Origin of the sequence: Pseudomonas indica NBRC 103045 (assembly GCF_002091635.1) — a bacterium.
GTDB lineage: Bacteria > Pseudomonadota > Gammaproteobacteria > Pseudomonadales > Pseudomonadaceae > Pseudomonas_M > Pseudomonas_M indica.
Genome location: NZ_BDAC01000014.1, coordinates 60,484 through 77,030, shown reverse-complemented (window position 1 = coordinate 77,030; position 16,547 = coordinate 60,484). Strand labels below are relative to the sequence as shown.

19 protein-coding genes and 1 other RNA gene are annotated in these 16,547 nt (G+C 61.8%); 11 read left to right on the top strand and 9 right to left on the bottom strand.

What is annotated here, in order from left to right:
• The first annotated feature begins 132 nt into the window (after positions 1-132).
• The 3 genes from PIN01S_RS17140 to PIN01S_RS17130 all read left to right on the top strand — a co-directional run bounded on the left by PIN01S_RS17140 (position 133) and on the right by PIN01S_RS17130 (position 1,082).
• A complete protein-coding gene (locus PIN01S_RS17140; RefSeq protein WP_084337168.1) occupies positions 133-399 on the top strand; it encodes a PA2433 domain-containing protein in 267 nt (88 codons plus the stop codon).
• 56 nt (positions 400-455) lie between these two features.
• Positions 456-737, top strand: a complete 282-nt coding sequence (locus PIN01S_RS17135) for a PA2433 domain-containing protein (RefSeq protein ID WP_084337166.1) — start codon at positions 456-458, stop codon at positions 735-737.
• Between the two features lie 99 nt (positions 738-836).
• On the top strand, positions 837-1,082 hold the full coding sequence (locus PIN01S_RS17130) for a PA2433 domain-containing protein (protein WP_084337164.1): 246 nt from the start codon (positions 837-839) through the stop codon (positions 1,080-1,082).
• Positions 1,083-1,119: 37 nt separating this feature from the next.
• Here the strand turns inward: PIN01S_RS17130 and PIN01S_RS17125 are convergent, their stop codons facing one another.
• The gene (locus tag PIN01S_RS17125) at positions 1,120-4,053 is read right to left on the bottom strand and encodes an ATP-binding protein (RefSeq protein WP_084337162.1); all 2,934 of its coding nucleotides are present in this window, start codon (positions 4,051-4,053) and stop codon (positions 1,120-1,122) included.
• A 162-nt stretch (positions 4,054-4,215) separates the two neighbouring features.
• Here PIN01S_RS17125 and ssrA point away from each other — a divergent pair.
• Positions 4,216-4,594, top strand: a transfer-messenger RNA (tmRNA) gene (ssrA, locus tag PIN01S_RS17120).
• A 415-nt stretch (positions 4,595-5,009) separates the two neighbouring features.
• Here the strand turns inward: ssrA and PIN01S_RS17115 are convergent.
• Positions 5,010-6,041, bottom strand: coding sequence for an aldo/keto reductase (locus PIN01S_RS17115; protein WP_009521758.1), 1,032 nt, complete (start codon positions 6,039-6,041; stop codon positions 5,010-5,012).
• Between the two features lie 163 nt (positions 6,042-6,204).
• Here PIN01S_RS17115 and PIN01S_RS17110 point away from each other — a divergent pair, with 163 nt between their 5' ends.
• The 5 genes from PIN01S_RS17110 (at position 6,205) to PIN01S_RS17090 (ending at position 8,996) form a co-directional block, all read left to right on the top strand.
• A complete protein-coding gene (locus tag PIN01S_RS17110; RefSeq protein WP_009521757.1) occupies positions 6,205-6,621 on the top strand; it encodes an organic hydroperoxide resistance protein in 417 nt (138 codons plus the stop codon).
• Between the two features lie 19 nt (positions 6,622-6,640).
• On the top strand, positions 6,641-7,126 hold the full coding sequence (locus tag PIN01S_RS17105) for a glutathione peroxidase (RefSeq protein WP_009521756.1): 486 nt from the start codon (positions 6,641-6,643) through the stop codon (positions 7,124-7,126).
• Between the two features lies 1 nt (position 7,127).
• The gene (locus tag PIN01S_RS17100; RefSeq protein WP_009521755.1) at positions 7,128-7,634 is read left to right on the top strand and encodes a MarR family winged helix-turn-helix transcriptional regulator; all 507 of its coding nucleotides are present in this window, start codon (positions 7,128-7,130) and stop codon (positions 7,632-7,634) included.
• Positions 7,635-8,217: 583 nt separating this feature from the next.
• Positions 8,218-8,496 carry a type II toxin-antitoxin system TacA family antitoxin gene (locus PIN01S_RS17095; RefSeq protein ID WP_009521754.1) on the top strand — a complete coding sequence of 93 codons (279 nt, stop codon included), beginning with the start codon at positions 8,218-8,220 and terminating at the stop codon, positions 8,494-8,496.
• A complete protein-coding gene (locus tag PIN01S_RS17090) occupies positions 8,493-8,996 on the top strand; it encodes a GNAT family N-acetyltransferase (protein ID WP_009521753.1) in 504 nt (167 codons plus the stop codon). The genes PIN01S_RS17095 and PIN01S_RS17090 overlap by 4 nt, the downstream gene beginning before the upstream one ends.
• A 15-nt stretch (positions 8,997-9,011) precedes the next feature.
• Here PIN01S_RS17090 and PIN01S_RS17085 read toward each other — a convergent pair whose 3' ends face one another.
• The 7 genes from PIN01S_RS17085 to PIN01S_RS17055 all read right to left on the bottom strand — a co-directional run bounded on the left by PIN01S_RS17085 (position 9,012) and on the right by PIN01S_RS17055 (position 14,099).
• The gene (locus PIN01S_RS17085; RefSeq protein ID WP_009521752.1) at positions 9,012-9,443 is read right to left on the bottom strand and encodes a hypothetical protein; all 432 of its coding nucleotides are present in this window, start codon (positions 9,441-9,443) and stop codon (positions 9,012-9,014) included.
• Positions 9,440-10,795, bottom strand: coding sequence for a recombinase family protein (locus PIN01S_RS17080; RefSeq protein ID WP_009521751.1), 1,356 nt, complete (start codon positions 10,793-10,795; stop codon positions 9,440-9,442). Before PIN01S_RS17080 ends, PIN01S_RS17085 begins: the two co-directional genes overlap by 4 nt.
• Positions 10,792-11,298, bottom strand: a complete 507-nt coding sequence (locus PIN01S_RS17075; RefSeq protein WP_009521750.1) for a DUF2924 domain-containing protein — start codon at positions 11,296-11,298, stop codon at positions 10,792-10,794. The genes PIN01S_RS17080 and PIN01S_RS17075 overlap by 4 nt, the downstream gene beginning before the upstream one ends.
• Positions 11,295-11,513, bottom strand: coding sequence for a hypothetical protein (locus PIN01S_RS17070; protein WP_009521749.1), 219 nt, complete (start codon positions 11,511-11,513; stop codon positions 11,295-11,297). Before PIN01S_RS17070 ends, PIN01S_RS17075 begins: the two co-directional genes overlap by 4 nt.
• Before the next feature lie 125 nt (positions 11,514-11,638).
• Positions 11,639-12,853, bottom strand: a complete 1,215-nt coding sequence (locus tag PIN01S_RS17065; RefSeq protein ID WP_084337160.1) for a hypothetical protein — start codon at positions 12,851-12,853, stop codon at positions 11,639-11,641.
• A 17-nt stretch (positions 12,854-12,870) separates the two neighbouring features.
• Positions 12,871-13,782, bottom strand: coding sequence for an ImmA/IrrE family metallo-endopeptidase (locus PIN01S_RS17060; protein WP_084337158.1), 912 nt, complete (start codon positions 13,780-13,782; stop codon positions 12,871-12,873).
• Positions 13,779-14,099, bottom strand: a complete 321-nt coding sequence (locus PIN01S_RS17055; RefSeq protein ID WP_084337347.1) for a helix-turn-helix domain-containing protein — start codon at positions 14,097-14,099, stop codon at positions 13,779-13,781. Before PIN01S_RS17055 ends, PIN01S_RS17060 begins: the two co-directional genes overlap by 4 nt.
• Positions 14,100-14,303: 204 nt before the next feature.
• Between PIN01S_RS17055 and PIN01S_RS17050 the strand changes: the two genes are divergently transcribed.
• Complete coding sequence (locus tag PIN01S_RS17050; protein ID WP_084337156.1) at positions 14,304-15,533, top strand: hypothetical protein; 1,230 nt, start codon at positions 14,304-14,306, stop codon at positions 15,531-15,533.
• On the top strand, positions 15,496-16,500 hold the full coding sequence (locus PIN01S_RS17045) for a hypothetical protein (RefSeq protein WP_084337154.1): 1,005 nt from the start codon (positions 15,496-15,498) through the stop codon (positions 16,498-16,500). The genes PIN01S_RS17050 and PIN01S_RS17045 overlap by 38 nt, the downstream gene beginning before the upstream one ends.
• Positions 16,501-16,547 lie beyond the last annotated feature (47 nt).

The following is a 16,547-nucleotide window of genomic DNA, read 5'->3' as shown; positions in this document are numbered from 1 at the left end:
TCCCGACATTGGCGACAGAAAAATGAAACGCTTGCCGCCAGCCGCAGTCCATTTTTTTAAGCCCATCCGTTACGGGCCCAAGGAGGTTCCACCCCGCCGGTGTGACCGGTGGAGCGGAACGAGGAGGTGTCCATGCAACCTGCTGCCTTGCTCATCGCAGCCACGCTGCTGGCCAGTCCGGCGGCCTTCGCCATCAGCGATAGCGAAGTGTGCGAAAGCCGGCTGGAGCAACTCGAAGCGGCCATCGAAAGCCTCGATCCCGACGGCGCCCTCGAAGACGTCGTCGAAGATCTCAAGGACCAGGCCGAAGAAGCCCAGGACGACGGTCGCTATGCCGAATGCATCGCCATTGCCGATCGCGCCCTGCAACAGCTGAATGCACCGATGATCAGCCAGTAAGCGTGACCTGTCGGCCTATCCCAGCCACAGGTTTCAACCTTACCCAGGAGAGCACCATGAAACGCACAATCTTATTGATCACTGCCACTCTGTTGACGGCTCCGGCTTTCGCCGAGGACCTCTGCGCGGTCAATCTGCAGAAACTCGACGACACGATGGCCACCATGACAGCCAGCGACCCGATCAAGGAGAACGTCGAAGAGCACCGCAAGGCTGCCGAGGAAGCGCGCGCCGCTGGCGACCTGGAGACCTGCGCGAGCCATGCCGAGAAAGCTCTGCAGGCGATAACTCGCCAGGGCGAAGGGAATGAAACCAACGGTGGCGGCACTACCCAGTAATACAACTCATCCGTAGGCCCTTTGGCGCATGAGCGACTTTCCTGCGCACGCGGTGGGATTTCCTATACTGAATTCCCACCCCGCCACAGGAGAGCCCCCATGCGCCGCCTGTTCGCTTTCTTCGCTGCCGCCTTGATCTGCACCCCACTCTGGGCCATGCATTGCCCGGCCGACATGGCCAAGATCGACGAAATCCTGAAAACCAGCCCACCCAGCGACCCGGCCACCCTGGCCCAGGTCAAGAAACTCCGCGCCGAGGGCGAAGAGCTGCACAAGGCAGGCAACCATGCCCAGTCCGTGCAAGTCCTCGGTGAAGCCCTGAACCTGTTGGGCGCCAGCAACTGAGCCGCTACCGAAGGCGCCGCACGGCGCCTTCGGTGCCTCAACGGGACAGGCTGCCGGCCGTCCGCCTGTCCTCGCGCTGCAGCAGACTGACGGCAATCCGCCGCAACTGCTGTAGATCCACCGGTTTGCTGATACACGCCTGCGCACCGCGCCGACGCGCCTCGGCGAACAGTTCCTGATCCACCACCGCACTCACCACCAGCACCGGGACGGACACCAGCCGCGGCTGCTGGGCCATGGCATCCAGCACCTCCAGGCCGCTGCCGTCGGGCAGGTCGAGATCGAGCAGGAGCATGTCCGGCGTACGCTCGCGCAGCACCGCCAGGGCCCGCTGCACCGAGCCCACGCCTTCCAGCTCGGCCAGGGAGCGCAAGGCCTCCTGCAACACCTTCAGGCTGGCCGGGTGGTCCTCCACGCAGAGCACCCACGGCAAGGGCTCCGGCTCCGCCGGTGCGCCATCGGCCTCCGGTGCCAGGCTTGGCGCAGCGGCGCCCGGTAGATCGATCCAGAAGCGGCTGCCCGCTCCCGGCGAGCTGCTGAAGCCCATCTCGCCCTCCATCAGGCTGGCCAGCTCGCGGCACAGCACCAGCCCGATGCCGGTTCCCGGAATATTCGAATTCTCCCGTCCCAGGCGCTGGAACGGCTGGAACAACTGCGCCTGCTGCTCCTCGCTGAGACCCGGGCCGCAATCCTCGACCCACAACCGCACGCAGTCGGGACGCACCTCGTAACCGAGGCTGACCAGCCCCTGGGGTGCGTTGTACTTGATGGCGTTGGACAGGAGATTGAGCATCACCTGACGCAGCCGGCGAGCATCGGCCTGCACGTAGAGCGGCTGATCGGAGGCCATGAGCTGCACCTGCTGCTTGCGCAACTGTGCCTCCGGCTGCACCAGCTCCACGCAACCGGCCAGCAGCGAGCCCACTTCCACCGGCTTCAGTTGCAACTGCTGGCGGCGGCTCTCGATGCTGGACAGATCGAGGATGTCGTCCACCAGCGAGGACAGGTGCCGGCTGGCGTTGACGATTTCCCGCGCGTAGATGGTTTCCTGCTCGACATCCGGCTTGCTCTGTAACTCCAGTTCTATCAACTGGCCGAAGCCATGAATGGCGTTCAGCGGTGTGCGCAGTTCGTGGCTCATGCTGGACAGGAAGCGGCTCTTCGCCTGGCTGGCGGCCTGCGCCTCCAGGCTGGCATGACGCAAGTCCTCCTGGACCTGCTTGAGCCGGGTGATGTCCACATGGGTGCCGGCTACCCGCAAGGCGCGCCCCTCAGCATCCCGTTCCAGCACCTTGCCCCGGCTGAGCAGCCAGGCGTAATTGCCCTGGGCATCGGCATACCGGTACTCGGCGTCGAAATGGTCCTCGCCGCTCTCGGCGAAGCTGCGCCGCAAATGACGCAGGCGCTCCAGATCGTCCGGGTGCACCCGCAGGTTGAACTCGCTCAGCGGCATTTCGCTGCTACGCAGCCCGAAACGCTCGACGAAGCGTCCGCTGATCTTGATGCTTTCGCCCTGCCCGTCCACCTCCCAGATGCTCTCGGTGGTGCCTTCCAGCACCAGTTCGAGATTGCGCTGGGCGAGGAAACGCTCCGCTTCGCTGGCTTCCAGCTGGGCGCCGGTCTGCTGGACGGCCTCCGCCATGCTGGCCAGCTCGTCGATGCGGGTTTCCGGCGCAGCGGGACGGTAATCGCCCTGCCCGAGGCTGCGCATCATTCCGACGATACCGGCGATCGGCCGGGACAGTTCGCTGCTCAAACGCCGCGAGCGCACCCACATCCAGGCGAAAAACACCAGGTAGAAGAACACCAGCCCGGCGATCAACAGATAGCCGATCTGCTGGTAGCGCTCGGCCAGCCGATTGGTCTCCCGGAAGATATTCGCCTCGTCCACCACCAACAGCAGGCGCCAACCGGTCTGCGGAATCTCACTCCAGGCCACCATCTGCTTGCGCCCGCCGAGCATCACCTCCTGAACCCGCCGCTCATCGGCCGCCATCGCCTGCAACAACGGCTGCATCTCGCGGCGCCGAGCCAGGCTGAAATCCTCCGGCTTGAGCACCTCGCGACGCACCGCCTCGTCGTAGGAATACTGGGTCAGCTCACGCAGGCCGAAATCCCGCTCGCCGGCCGCGGGCAGCGCCATGATGCTGTGGTCACGGCTCACCAGCATGGCATAGCCCTGCCAGGGCACCTGCAGCGAACCGATCTCGGCGAGCATCTGCCCCACCGTGATATCCAGCCCCACCACGCCCTCGAGGAAATCGCCGCGGTATACCGGCGCGATGGCCGACATCATCCAGCCCTGGCCGGCCGGGTCCAGGTAGACATCGGTCCAGACCACCTTGCGCTCGGGATTGTGCCGGGCGTCGGCGAGGTAATAGAAGTTGTAGTCCGGTATCACCATGTCATGGGGATACTGCTCGGGCGTCATGAAAAACGGGTAGATGCGGTTGTAATTATCCCAAGTGTTGAAATACACGGCCGCGACCAGAGGATTGGCGTCGTCGATCGAACGCATCAGCGGATCGGCCTGGGACAGGCGCAGGGCCTTCTCGTGATCCTGCTTCTCCAGCGGGGTGCTGTTGGCGTAGAACGACGCCGCCCGGCCGTCGTCGGAGCGGCTGTAGAACACCCCGGTGGACGTCACCGCATGCCGTGTCCGCTCCAGATCGTCGGGCTGAAAGCGTGTATCCAGGAGCGCATGGGTGGTGGCATCGCGATAGATCTTTACCTGCGCCTCGATGCCCTGCAGGCGGCTGTCGATGATCTGCCCCTCGCGCTGGGCGGCGCTTTCCAGGTCCTGCAGTGCGCTCTGCTGCAAATGCCCCACCTGGGCATCGCGAATCGCCCCGTTGGTCAGCAGATAGACCGTGATCAACACCGACTCCACCAGCACCAGCGGAATCAGCGCGCTTTGCACGAACGCCCGCCAGATCCAGCGCCTCAACGAATTGCGCGGCAACGACCTCATGTCGACGACGCCCCAGCTACGGCGAACCCCAGCCACATCTGCTTCATGACATATCCTGATACGAGGAATCAGCTTCCAATACGTAGTGTAAGGCAGACGGACATCGACGCTGTCTCAGCTTTGCCGTAGAATGCCTCCTCATAAAGTAGCACCAAGGGTTTTGGGGCCGATTAGGATTCGACGCCGGTAACGAAACTTGAGGGGCATGCCGAGTTGGTAACAGAACTCGTAAATCAACTGTTGCAAACCTATAGTTGCCAACGACGACAACTACGAAGGGTACGCGCTAGCCGCCTAACCTTCATCTGGTCGCTTCGGCGCCAGCGATCACCAGGGGATGCCTGTAAACCCGAAGTGATCGTCAGACAGAACAGGATCGCCGCCAAGTTCGCTGTAGACGTAACGGCTAAAACTCATACAGCTCGCTCCAAGCACCCTGCCACTCGGGCGGCGCGGAGTTAACTCAGTAGAGCTGGCTAAGCATGTAGAACCGATAGCGGAGAGCTGGCGGACGGGGGTTCAAATCCCCCCGGCTCCACCAATAACGAAACCCCAACCGTTCTCGGTTGGGGTTTTTTCTTGCCTGATCGCGCCGGTTCCTGCGTGTTGTTGGGGGTTTCTGCGGAAGCCTGCGGACTTCGCCAACCGCCAGAATTGGCCGTTCCGAGCCATATTCCACTCTCTCCTGGCCATTCCTCGCTCCGACCCCGCTCTCCGAAACTGGCCCGAAGTCCGCAAAGGCCATAAGTCAGCGCCATACAGATCAAAGAGTTACGCGCGGACGAATCAAGCGGTTGGATTGCAGCATCGGGTGGCGAAGGAAACGCTGCGGTTGCGTTTCGTCGGTACATATTGATAACTACCGACGGGAGGGCGGCAGAAATCATGGACTACCTGGAGGGGTAGTCCATTGTATTCGTACGAGGCTCGGCTTCGAGCCCTCGTCGACATCACGATCAAAGCATCATTTGAGGATCGTCCCGATCGAGACGCGTGAAATCCAGCATCCACTTCGGATACATGCGCGGCGGCTCGCTGACCGCGTCGAGCCGGGCCACTTCCTCCGGCGTCAGTGACCAGGCCACGGTATTGAGGTTGTCCTCGAGCTGTTCTGGCTTGGTTGCACCAATCAGCACCGAACTCACCGTCGGCTTGCGCAACAGGTAGTTGAGAGACACTTGGGCAGGGCTTACGCCGCGCTCACTGGCGATCCGCTGCACTTCGTCAAGAATGGCGTAAGCGCGATCCTCGTCGAGCTGGAGGAAGTTTTGTTCTTCCCGGCTGCGGCGGCCTTCCTGCGCTTTCTGGTTCCCCCGAGGGTACTTGCCGGTCAGGAAGCCTCCTGCCAACGGCGACCAGGGTGTCAGACCCAGGCCCTGGTCCTCGCACAGCGGCACCAGTTCGTATTCCACGTCACGAGCGACGAGCGAGTAGTAGGCCTGCAGCGAGACGAACTTCTCCAGGTGCTTGCGCTCGGAGATCGACAGCGCCTTCATGAGCTGCCAGGCGAAGTAGTTGGAACAGCCCAGATAGCGCACCTTGCCCTGACGCACCAGGTCATCGAGCGCCGAGAGGGTTTCCTCCAGCGGCGTCATGAAATCGAAGCTGTGGACAATGTAGAGATCGATGTAGTCGGTGCCCAGACGCTTCAGACTGTTCTCGCAGCTTTGAATGATGTGGTGTCGGCTCAGACCCACGTCGTTGATGTTGGCACTCATGCGACCACGCACCTTGGTGGCCAGCACCACCTGATCACGCTTGCCCTGCAAGGTTTTGCCGAGAATCTCCTCCGACTGACCGTGGGAATAGACATCGGCCGTGTCAAAAAAATTGATGCCGCCGTCGATGGCGATATCCACCAGGCGCTGCGCCGCCGCCTGATCCAGGCCGCCGACCACTTCCCAATAGCCCTTGGCGCCAAACGGCATCGTGCCGAAGCACAACTCGGATACCAACAGTCCGGATTGACCCAATTGACGATATTGCATGACCGTTCTCCTTTTCTATCAAAAGACTCGCGTTCAGACCCGTTGCCAATCCAAACCGCCACACAGCGACTCAATCGCGGATCAGAATGAAGCGCAGGTGTCTTGTGCGATTGTATCGCGCGCGATATTATTTAGCAAGACACCCTCATCAGGAGCACCCTCAATGAACATCCTCTATGAAGCCCATGCCTCGGCCATCGGCGGCCGCAGCGGCCACGTGACCACCGACGATGGCGCGCTGGATCTGCAATTGAGCCTGCCCAAAAGTCTGGGAGGCAGTGGCGGCGCGGGCACCAACCCCGAGCAGCTGTTCGCCGGCGGCTATGCCGCCTGCTTCGAGAACGCGCTGATCCATGTCGCCCGGCAGCAGAAGATCACCCTGGAGGGAACCCGCGTCGACGCCACGGTGGGCATCGGGCCCAATGACCAGGGCGGTTTCGCGCTGGCGGTCAAACTGGTGGTGACCCTGCCCGGCCTGCCGCGGGAACAGGCACAGGCGCTGGTGGAGCAGGCGCATGCCGTCTGTCCTTATTCCAATGCCATACGCGGCAACGTCGACGTCGCGCTGGAACTGCGCTGAGCCTTCCCAGGAGAGTCCCATGAGCGAATTTCATCATTTCCAGGCCCGTTCCCTGCGCGGCGAGCCGGTCGAGCTTTCCCGCTACGCCGGACAGGTGGTGCTGGTCGTCAACACCGCCAGCAAATGCGGTTTTACGCCCCAGTACGCGGGGCTGGAGTCCCTGTATCGAAAATATGCCGGCCAGGGTTTCGTGGTGCTGGGTTTTCCCTGCAACCAGTTCGGCAATCAGGAGCCCGGCGACGCCGATACCATTGAAGGCAGTTGCCTTGTCAATTACGGCGTGAGCTTCCCGATGTTTGAAAAGGTCGATGTCAAAGGGCCCAATGCGCATCCGCTGTTCAAGTGGCTGAGCATGCAACTCCCTGGCCTCGTCGGTCGCCAGATCAAGTGGAATTTCACCAAGTTCCTGATCGGCCGGGACGGTCAGCCGCTGCGCCGCTTCGCCCCCACCACGCGTCCCGACAAGATCGATCAGCTCCTTGCCAAGGCTCTCGGGGCGGCCTGAGATGAGCAGACGGTCATTATCAGCGCCTCCGGGCGATGCCAACCCCGAGGATCACCTGCGCCTCGATCTTCAGTTGTGCTTTCGCCTGTACGCCGCCTCGCGCCTGATCACGCGGCTCTATCAGCCTCTGCTGGAGCCGCTGGGGCTGACCTACCCGCAGTACATCGTGCTGATGATCCTGTGGGAAGACGCGCCCTGCCCAGTGTCTCGCATCGGCGCGCGCGCCCTGCTCAATACCAACACGCTGACCCCGCTGCTCAAGCGGCTCGAGCTGCAAGGACTGGTGCAACGTCAGCGCCGCCAAGATGATGAACGCATCGTCGAGATTTATCTGACCAAGGCCGGCGATGCGCTGCGCTCGCATTGCGCCTGCATTCCCGCCGAACTCGCCGCCACCACGCATTTTCCGCTCGAAAAGGCCACGGCGCTCGCCACACTACTGGATGAGCTTCTGACAGGTTTACGCGAACAAACCCCGGATTGCACACTGCCCCTACCGAATGATTGATTACGCTGGGGTCGCCCGAGACGACCGCAAGGCGCTGCGTCGAGCCGCGTTTATTCCCAACAGGCAGAGTATTTCGTCCCGATCCCAGCCCGCTGCTCATCCCACAGCGCCGGCGGGTCCACCGCCAGATCGAACAACGTGATGTGGTTCGGCAGTGCGTCGTCCAGGATGGCCGCCACGATGTCGGGCGCCAGCGTCGTCAGGCCACTCTCTCCTGGCCATTCCTCGCTCCGACCTCGCTCCCTGAAACTGGCCCGAAGTCCGCAGAGACCCCAACACGGCCCCCTAACAGATCAAAGAGTTACGCGCGGACGAATCAAGCGATTGGATTGCTCACCCCATCCATGGGGTTCGCCCCTGCGGGGCCGACTTCGTCGTCCAAATTCGCTCCTGGCGAATTTGTGCAGCATCGGGTGGCGAAGGAAACGCTGCGGTTGCGTTTCGTCGGTAGTTATCGGGGACTACCGACATATGGCAACGCGGAAGTACGTGCTTGGATGGTGGCCAAGACAAGAAACTCCTTGTCAGGACAATGTCCGGACGCCTACAATAAGGGCATCCAAGATCAGTCCGGAGGGGCACCATGAGCACCCCGAATCTTTCCAAGACCGAACGCATTGACGTTCGCGCCAGTACGCCAGTCAAGCAACTGCTGCAGGAAGCCGCACGCGCCTGCCACAAGAACGTCAGCGAGTTCCTGCTCGACGCGGGCGTGACGGCGGCCGCGCAGACGCTGGCAGATCGTCGTCAGTTCGTACTGGACGACACACAGTGGCAGGCGTTCCAGGAAGCGCTGGACCGCCCGGTGCAAAGCAAGCCGCGCCTGAAGAAGTTGCTGCGTGAGCCCGGGGCGCTGGGTTGAGCGCTGACTACTCACCCGTTCGCAAGCTCGCGGCAACGGATCAGGTCGATGCGTTCGACTGCGGCCAGGTCGCGCTGAACCAGTTCCTGCAGCGCTACGCGCTCGTCAACCAGAAGGCCAACAGCGCGCAGACCTATGTCTGCTGCCAGGGTGACGTGGTGGTCGGCTTCTACAGCCTGGCCGTTGGTAGCGTCGATCCGGAAGCCGCGCCGTCGAGAGTGATGAAGGGGCTGGCGCGCCACCCAGTGCCGGTCATGATCCTGGCCCGGCTCGCGGTGGACAAGGAACATCAGCGCAAAGGACTGGGCCAGGCCTTGCTCAAGGACGCCCTGCTGCGCACGGCACAGGCTGCCGACATCGCCGGCATTCGCTGCCTGTTGGTGCATGCCAAAGACGACGCAGCGCGACAGTGGTACGAATCGTGGGAATTCGAGCCCAGCCCGACTGATCCGTACCATCTGTTCCTGATGCTCAAGGATCTCAAGGGCATGTTGAGCTGAGGTGGCGTTTCCACCTCAAAGCCCGACTCTCTCCCGCTGCTCATCCCACAGCGCTGGCGGATCGACCGCCAGATCGAACAGCGTGACGTGGTTCGGCAATGCGTCGTCCAGGATGGCCGCCACGATATCGGGGGCTAGCGTGGTCAGATTCACCATCCGGCTGACGTAGCTGTTGTCGATGCCTTCCCGTGTGGCGATCTCCTTCAAAGACTTCGCTTCCCCCGATTCCAGCATCGCCAGCCAGCGGTGCCCCCTGGCCAGCGCCAATTGAATGGAGGTCGGTGCAACGTCCCACGGTCTGACCGGTGCAGTCTCACCGTTCGGGAGAGTGACCAACTTGCGGCCACTGCGGCGCTTGATCTGGATCGGCACGGACAGGGTCAGCCTGCCGTCGCTGGTCTGCAGGATGTCCGGCTCGCCGGTCTTCTGGATGCGGATGTCGCTCATACCAGCGCCTCCGCTTGTTGCTCGACGGGCTCGGGACGCAGCTCCAGCACCAGCCGTTCGATGCCGTTGGCGCGCAGCCGCACCTCGAGGTCATTGGGCGACACGACCACCTTCTCGACCAGCAATTTCACGATCCGTGTCTGCTCCGCCGGGAACAGTTGATCCCAAATCGCGTCGAGCCGGGTCATGGCCACGGTGATCTTCGCCTCGTCCAAGGTTGGATCGAGCTTGATCGCTTGCGGCAGCATGTCGCCGAGCAGATTCGGGGCACGCAGGATCGCGCGCAGTTGGTCAAGCACCGCCGATTCGAGTTCCGCGGCCGGCAATCGCGGCAACCCCGAGGCGCCCGCGTGTTCCTTGGCGTCGCGCTGGGGCACGTAGTAACGGTAGCGCCGGCCATTCTTCTTGGTGGTGTGCCACGGCGACAGTGCGCGCCCGTCGTTGCCGACCACAATCCCCTTGAGCAGATAGGGAACCTTTGCCCGCGTCGTGTTGCCCCGCACTCGGCCATTCGTCTCCAGGATCGCGTGGACGCTGTCCCACAATTCGCGGCTGATGATGGGCGGGTGTTCGGCCTGGTACCACTGGTCCTTGTGCCGCAACTCACCAAGGTAGGTTCGGTTGCTGAGGAGCTTGTAGATGTGGCCCTTGTCGATCGGTCTGCCATCCCGGGTCTTGCCGTCTTGAGTGGTCCACACCTTCGACGTTACGCCATCCAGCTTCAGCTCCTTGACCAAGGCAGTACTGGAGCCGAGTTCGACGAATCGCTGGAAGATGTGCCGGATCAGTTTGGCTTCGCGCTCGTTGGGCACCAACCGCCGGTTCTTGACGTCATAGCCCAGCGGCGGTACGCCGCCCATCCACATGCCCTTGCGCTTGCTGGCTGCGATCTTGTCGCGGATGCGCTCGCCGGTGACCTCGCGCTCGAATTGGGCGAAAGACAGCAGGATGTTCAGCATCAGCCTGCCCATGGAGGTCGTCGTGTTGAACTGCTGGGTGACCGACACGAACGACACACCGTAGCGCTCGAACACTTCGACCATCTTGGAGAAGTCCGCGAGGCTACGTGTCAGGCGGTCGATCTTGTAGATGACGACCACGTCGATTTTGCCGGCTTCAATGTCCGCCATCATTCGCTGGAGCGCCGGTCGTTCCATGTTGCCGCCGGAAAAGGCGGGATCGTCGTAATCGTCGGCGACCGGTATCCAGCCTTCGGCGCGCTGGCTGGCGATGTAGGCGTGACCGGCGTCGCGCTGGGCGTCGATCGAGTTGTATTCCTGGTCCAGCCCTTCATCAGTGGATTTGCGCGTATAGACCGCGCAGCGCATGCGGCGCTTCAAGACTTCGCTCATCGTCCACCTCTTTTCTTGGTGGATGGCTTGGTCTTAGTGTTGGATGGCGGCTTGAGGCCGAAGAACAGCGGACCCGACCAACGCATGCCGGTGATTTCGCGGGCGATCATCGAGAGGCTCGGGTACATGCGCCCCTGGAAGTCATACTGGCCGTCGGCGGTCGCGATCACGCGGTACTCGATGCCTTTGTATTCGCGGACCAGCACCGTGCCTGCGGCCGGGCGGTAATCGCGGTCGCGTTTTTTCACCTTGCCGGTTTCGACCAGAGATTCGATGCGGCGCTGGTTGCGATCCAGCAGGTTGGCGTCGACCTTGCGGAACTCCAGCTCCTGCAGCCGGTAGGCAATCCGGCGTTCGAGGAACTGGCGGTTGTGGGTGGGCGTGTCGCCACCGACCAGTTTCTGCCAGAGTGCCCGGATCTCTGCCATCGGCATCTCGGGCAACCTGGCGATCTGCGCCGCCACCGATGGCGGCGTGGAAAACGATGGTATTTGCGTGCTCATTTCGACTCCGTAGTTGTCTTGTTGACGGGGTCTGTATGAACGCGCTGGTTGCCAGAGAAGCCAAGCTCAAACCCGCTCGCTCCGGCCATATCTGCGGACTCTTCTGCGTCGGTGATACGCAAGCGTGCCAGGCCGTTGGCCAGCAACGACGCGATCTCGTGGCGACGCTGTTCCGGCGTCATCCGCTCCGGTGGTAGATGGTTGATTTGATGCATTGGTGGCGGTCCTCTCGGTCAAACTCACATGCAGTGAAATTGTCCGGATGGACTGCCGCCGACACCATGAGGGAGTTTCGGAGTTGTGCGAACCGATGCGGGTTGCTGCGAAAAGCTGGTCCAGTTTAGTTCGCCAGATGACGGGCAAGGATGGTCGTCATCAACGAATTGCCGGGCTGGGTGCTGGCGATCATGTCCCGGATCTGCTCGTTGATCTGCGGGACTGGAACACCTGCATTCACTGCCGTCTGCGTGACTGCCGAATAAGCATCGAGCACATCCGCGCCGGTGATCTCATAGCCGTGTCCAAGAGAGATCCAGCGCAACGCGGCCAAGCCGGCTGAGAGCGCGAATGCTGGCTGCTTTTCGGCGTAATCACGGGCAGCGCGGGTCAGCGTGCGCGGATCGGTCGGGCTGCGCGTAGCCAGTTCGATCGCCACATCAAACAAGCCCGCATCCTTCGCAGCAGCGAACCATTTGCCCTCGGCGCCAAGCGTGCTGGCCACCAGGTCGCGTAGGATCTCTTCCAGTTGCTTGTGGGGATACTTCTTGGCGATGGCGCGAAACGTCGCCAGATTCGTTGTGCCCTGATTTGCCTCGATGGCATAGCGGCGGTAGGCCTCGTCGTGCAAACCGGAGGACAACAGGATCTCTTCGCAGGACTGAGCAATCTGCCAGCCAGGATCATTGAGGCCGCGCGACTCCTCGGCGTAGCGGATCGCCTCCGCCTTCTTGCCCATCGCTGCCAATGCCTTCACGCCCCAGCGTCGATCGTGCCACCACTTGAACCGCGCCTTGTCGAGTAACGCCAACAGTTCCTGGTGGCGGCCCGCCGCGTACATCGATGCCAGGCAGGCGCTGGTGCCTTTGAAGAATCCATGTCCGGAAGCCTTCGGGCTCCACACGCTCTCGACGACCGGCAAAAACTCATCGGCCCAGTGCGACGCCAGTTCCGGCGTCACGCACAACTCGCCCCAGTAATCGCCGAGCAGTTCGATGTAGGACATCTCGTCATCCTGCAGCGCTTGCCACAAGCGTTCGAGCCAGCGTTGTCGCAGCTTCGGCTCGACATCAGCCTTGACGATGATGGGCACCAGGGTATCGATGGCCTTGTTGACGGCCGAACCCAGTGCGCCCGATGAACTGTCCACCTGTTCCAGCGCCGGCGAGAGTTTTTCCAGCAGGGTAATGGCCCCCTCAGCTGCGAGCACGGGCTCCTTGCGGGCGACCTGCTTGATCTCCGTGATGGCTTCCTTGATCCGCTGCACCGGCGTGTCGGACCGCCAACCAAAGGAATGACGGCGAAAGCGGGAAGCGAATTGCCACTTGTGGGCGCTCATGATCGATCCGCCATCAGCTATCGAACCGGGTACTGGCCATTGCGGATGAAGCGGTCGTAAGTGTCTTCCTCCGGTTCCTCATCATCGTGCCGCGCTCCCTGCCACTCGGCCTCAGGCAGCAATAGCAGTGTCAGCGTGTAGTCGTACTGACCCGCGACGCGCGTCATCTCCGTGACCGGCATGCTGGCGGGTTCACGGACAAACCAGGACTGGGCACGCCCTGTCTGGCTGTCGGCCATGCCAAAGGCGTTGTAGCTGTGCGCCAGCGCATCGTGCGGCAGCTCGATGGTGTTCTTGCGCGTCGCGAAGTAGGCGCCGGACCTGAGCGCTGCCTTGTTCGACTTGGCCCAGAGCATGTGATCGTCGCGGCTGGCCACCAGTATGGCGCGCTTGGGAGCGATCTCGGTCCAGCGCAGGGCGGCAGCCGTCAGCGAGACCCCGTAGCGATCGGCGCAGTGACCGAGCAGATCGAAGCTGATCGGTTGCCCGTCGACCTGGCGCCGAAAGTCGTCCAGCGGCATCAGCAGGGTCGAAGCGAACAGATCCGCCTCGGCCTCGATGTCGCGCTCGTTGTTGTCCCCAGTCTCGATGTCGTCGTCGCCGCATTCGAACAGGTCTTGCTGGTGGCGGTGCAAGATGTAGTGACCGAATTCATGCGCGATCGTGAAGCGCTTGCGGCCTTCCGACGGGGTGGCGCTGTTGTAGAGGAGCAGCCACTTCGAGCGCGCCTTGTTGGCCTTCAACAGGCCATCGAAACCGTCGAGATCCTCGCCCCGAACCGTGTCGATCGGCGAGTCTGCAAAGCACTGGCGGGAATACTCCAGCGCCAGTTCGTCAACCTTGACCGGAAAGCGATCCGCACCGAGAACCGTGTTGAGCATGGACGAGATGCGGTTGGCCTCGGCCATGGGCTTTTTCGCGTCCGTCATTCATCTTCCCAGGCATCGAGGATCTTGCGGATCTTCTTCTTGTCCGGCTCGGACATGTTCTTGTACTTACGGAAGAAGGCCTCGTCGAGCACTTCCTCGTCCGGGGTGGTTGCCGACTCGGTCAGCAGGAACTCCGTGGTGACCTCGAGGACAGCGGCAATCTTGCCGATCTTCTCGGCCGATGGTTTCGGATCGTCTTTGTTTTCCAGTTCCCAGATGTAGCTCTTGCTGGAGTCGGTCAGTTCGGCCAACTGTTCCAGACTGAGCTTCTTTTGTTTCCGCAGCGCGCGGAGCTTGTCCCCCAGGGGCGATGGCACCGGCATCTCCTCATATGTTGGCTTCAATCCGAAAATAATACCACTACGCCGAACGAATTCGTACCTGCTTGACAAACCCATAATCGCTCCGTGACAATCTGAATCGTTCGGTACACCGAACGCCATCGGTCTGCACACCCCAACAAGAAGAAGGGGCCGTCGAGGCTGATAACAAGCCGATCCAACCTTTTGAGGGGTACGTAGATGAACGATGCAGAAAACCTGAGCAAGCTCCTGGGCCACCTGCCGCCGGAGGTGTTCCGTGAATTCATGGTGGATGAGTTCAGCCTCGTCATGCCAGATCTGGACGCCAAGAAGACCAAGAAAGAACAGCGTGAACAGATGGAGGCTGTGCTCGCGGCTCTTGGGGTGGGCGAGCGGCAGCGGATCGAAGAAGTGGCCGAACGGATCGTGCTGCTGTCGGATGGCGCCGGCCAGGACGTCATCGACGGCTTCAAGGACGACATCTTCGATGACGCTGCTCGGGAAGCCTTCGCCGCGATTCCGAACCAGTACGAGCGGGCGCTGTGGCTGCACATTCATGAACCCGTGATCTTCGAGGAAGCCCTCAACGCCCGACAGGCCGACGTGTTCCGGCAAAGCGCCTCCTGCTACTCCGGTTTCATGGCACCTGCCAACCTAGCGGTACTCGACGACGCGACGGCCAAGACGGCATTCCATCAGACCGTCGCACAACAACTGGGGTGCTCCGATGACGCTGTCGCGGTCCAGATCTTCAAGCGTCTGCGGCCCGACACGCAGACCGGCGAAGACGTGGACCTGTACCAAATCAGCATCCACCACAACCGTCCGCCGGAAATCATCGACTGCGTGCAGGCGAGCGAATTGGTGCCCCAGGAGGTGATCCGGGCGGTGTCTTCGCACATCACTTACGAGCCGGCCAATGGGCATCTGGAGGTGCTGTCGAAAGATACGTCGGGCCGCGAAGCGTTGGCGCGCATCGTGGCGGACACCCTGCTGCAATCGCCAATCACCGGCGAGAAGATCCCGCTCAAGCAATACGACTACCAGAGCCTGGCGGCGCTGCGTAATTTCGACCTATCCGGCGAGCCGGTTGCGTTCGTCAAGGTCGTCGAGCTCGGCTACGCCGCCGGCAATGGCCGGTCGCTCCTGGTGAAGATCTGGACCAAGGACGTCGATGACATCTACGCGGCCGCCCGGTCGTTGATCGGCCCCGCCTTCGACTTCCGCGATCACCACCTCAACTACGCCAAGCTGTCCATCAAGCTGAAAAAGGTCGGCAAGGACCGCGCACGGACGATCACCGTGATCCTGCGCGACGACAACAAGTGCAACATCAAGACCAAGCGGGAAAAGGACCGGGCGCTGTGCGACCGACTGCTGGCCAAATGGCATCTGGTGAAGGAGATCGGCCATGTCGTCGAAGCCCCTGCCGACACAGTCGCTGCTTGATCTGATCGACCTGTTCGAACAGTCTGGGCAGCCGATTGCCGACGGCGACGGACAGCGGCTTCGTGGGGTACCCGGGTGGAGTGTCCTTCGGCGGACATCTTTGACGCCGAAGCTGCTGGAGCAGTGGACCGACTGCGTTGGCTACGCCGGGAGCTACCCAGCATCGCTTGATGATGATCTCGTTCAAGTCGACCTGACTGAAGATGACCAAGCTGATCGGTATCGCTACCGCTGCCCTGAGACCTTTCGGTGGAAGTCTGTCCCCGCTGCCGAGGTCGCCATCTACAGCGTTCGGCCAGCTGCAATCCTGAGCACCATCGCCGATCTCCTGGGTATCGCGCAGGCTTTGCGAAAAGGAATTGATGCGCCGCTGCTGGACGATGCCCTTTGGCATTTGGGAAAGGCACGAATCGGGCACGCCTTGACAGACGTCTGGCTCGTTCGCGGCTTGGCGCACTCCATCGAAGAGGTTTTTCGCCACTTCAGCCAGACAAGTCTTCCTGACCAAGGCCTGATTTTGTCGTCTGGCGGTGTGTTGCCGCAGTTTGTTCGCCCACCGCGCAGCTACCGCTTTGCGTCGCTTCGAGAAGCAATCGTCAACTATGTCGCAACGCCATGCATCGACATGGATCTGCTGCACCGCATCCTGGTCGCACCACCCGATGGCGCGATCCGACCCGTGTTGCCGGTGCACTTTGACGAATACACCAACACGCTGACTATCCGCACAAAGACTAAGCCCTGGACGATCAAAGGCGAGCGCCAGGCTGCGGCAGTCCGCTACATGTTCGAGCAGGCCATCAACGACAGGTGGATTCTCCCAGCCGCTGAAATTCTCGACGCAGCCTATGCAGATAAGAAGACGGCGCGCAGTCAGCGCATGCAGAACCTGTTCAGTGGCAACACCGACTGGGAGGACTACATCGACAACCCTGAAAAGGGGAAGTATGGCTTCCGCCGAGATTGACCGGCCACCAGTTGGCAGCACCACGCACAACCGCCTTCGGGCGGTTT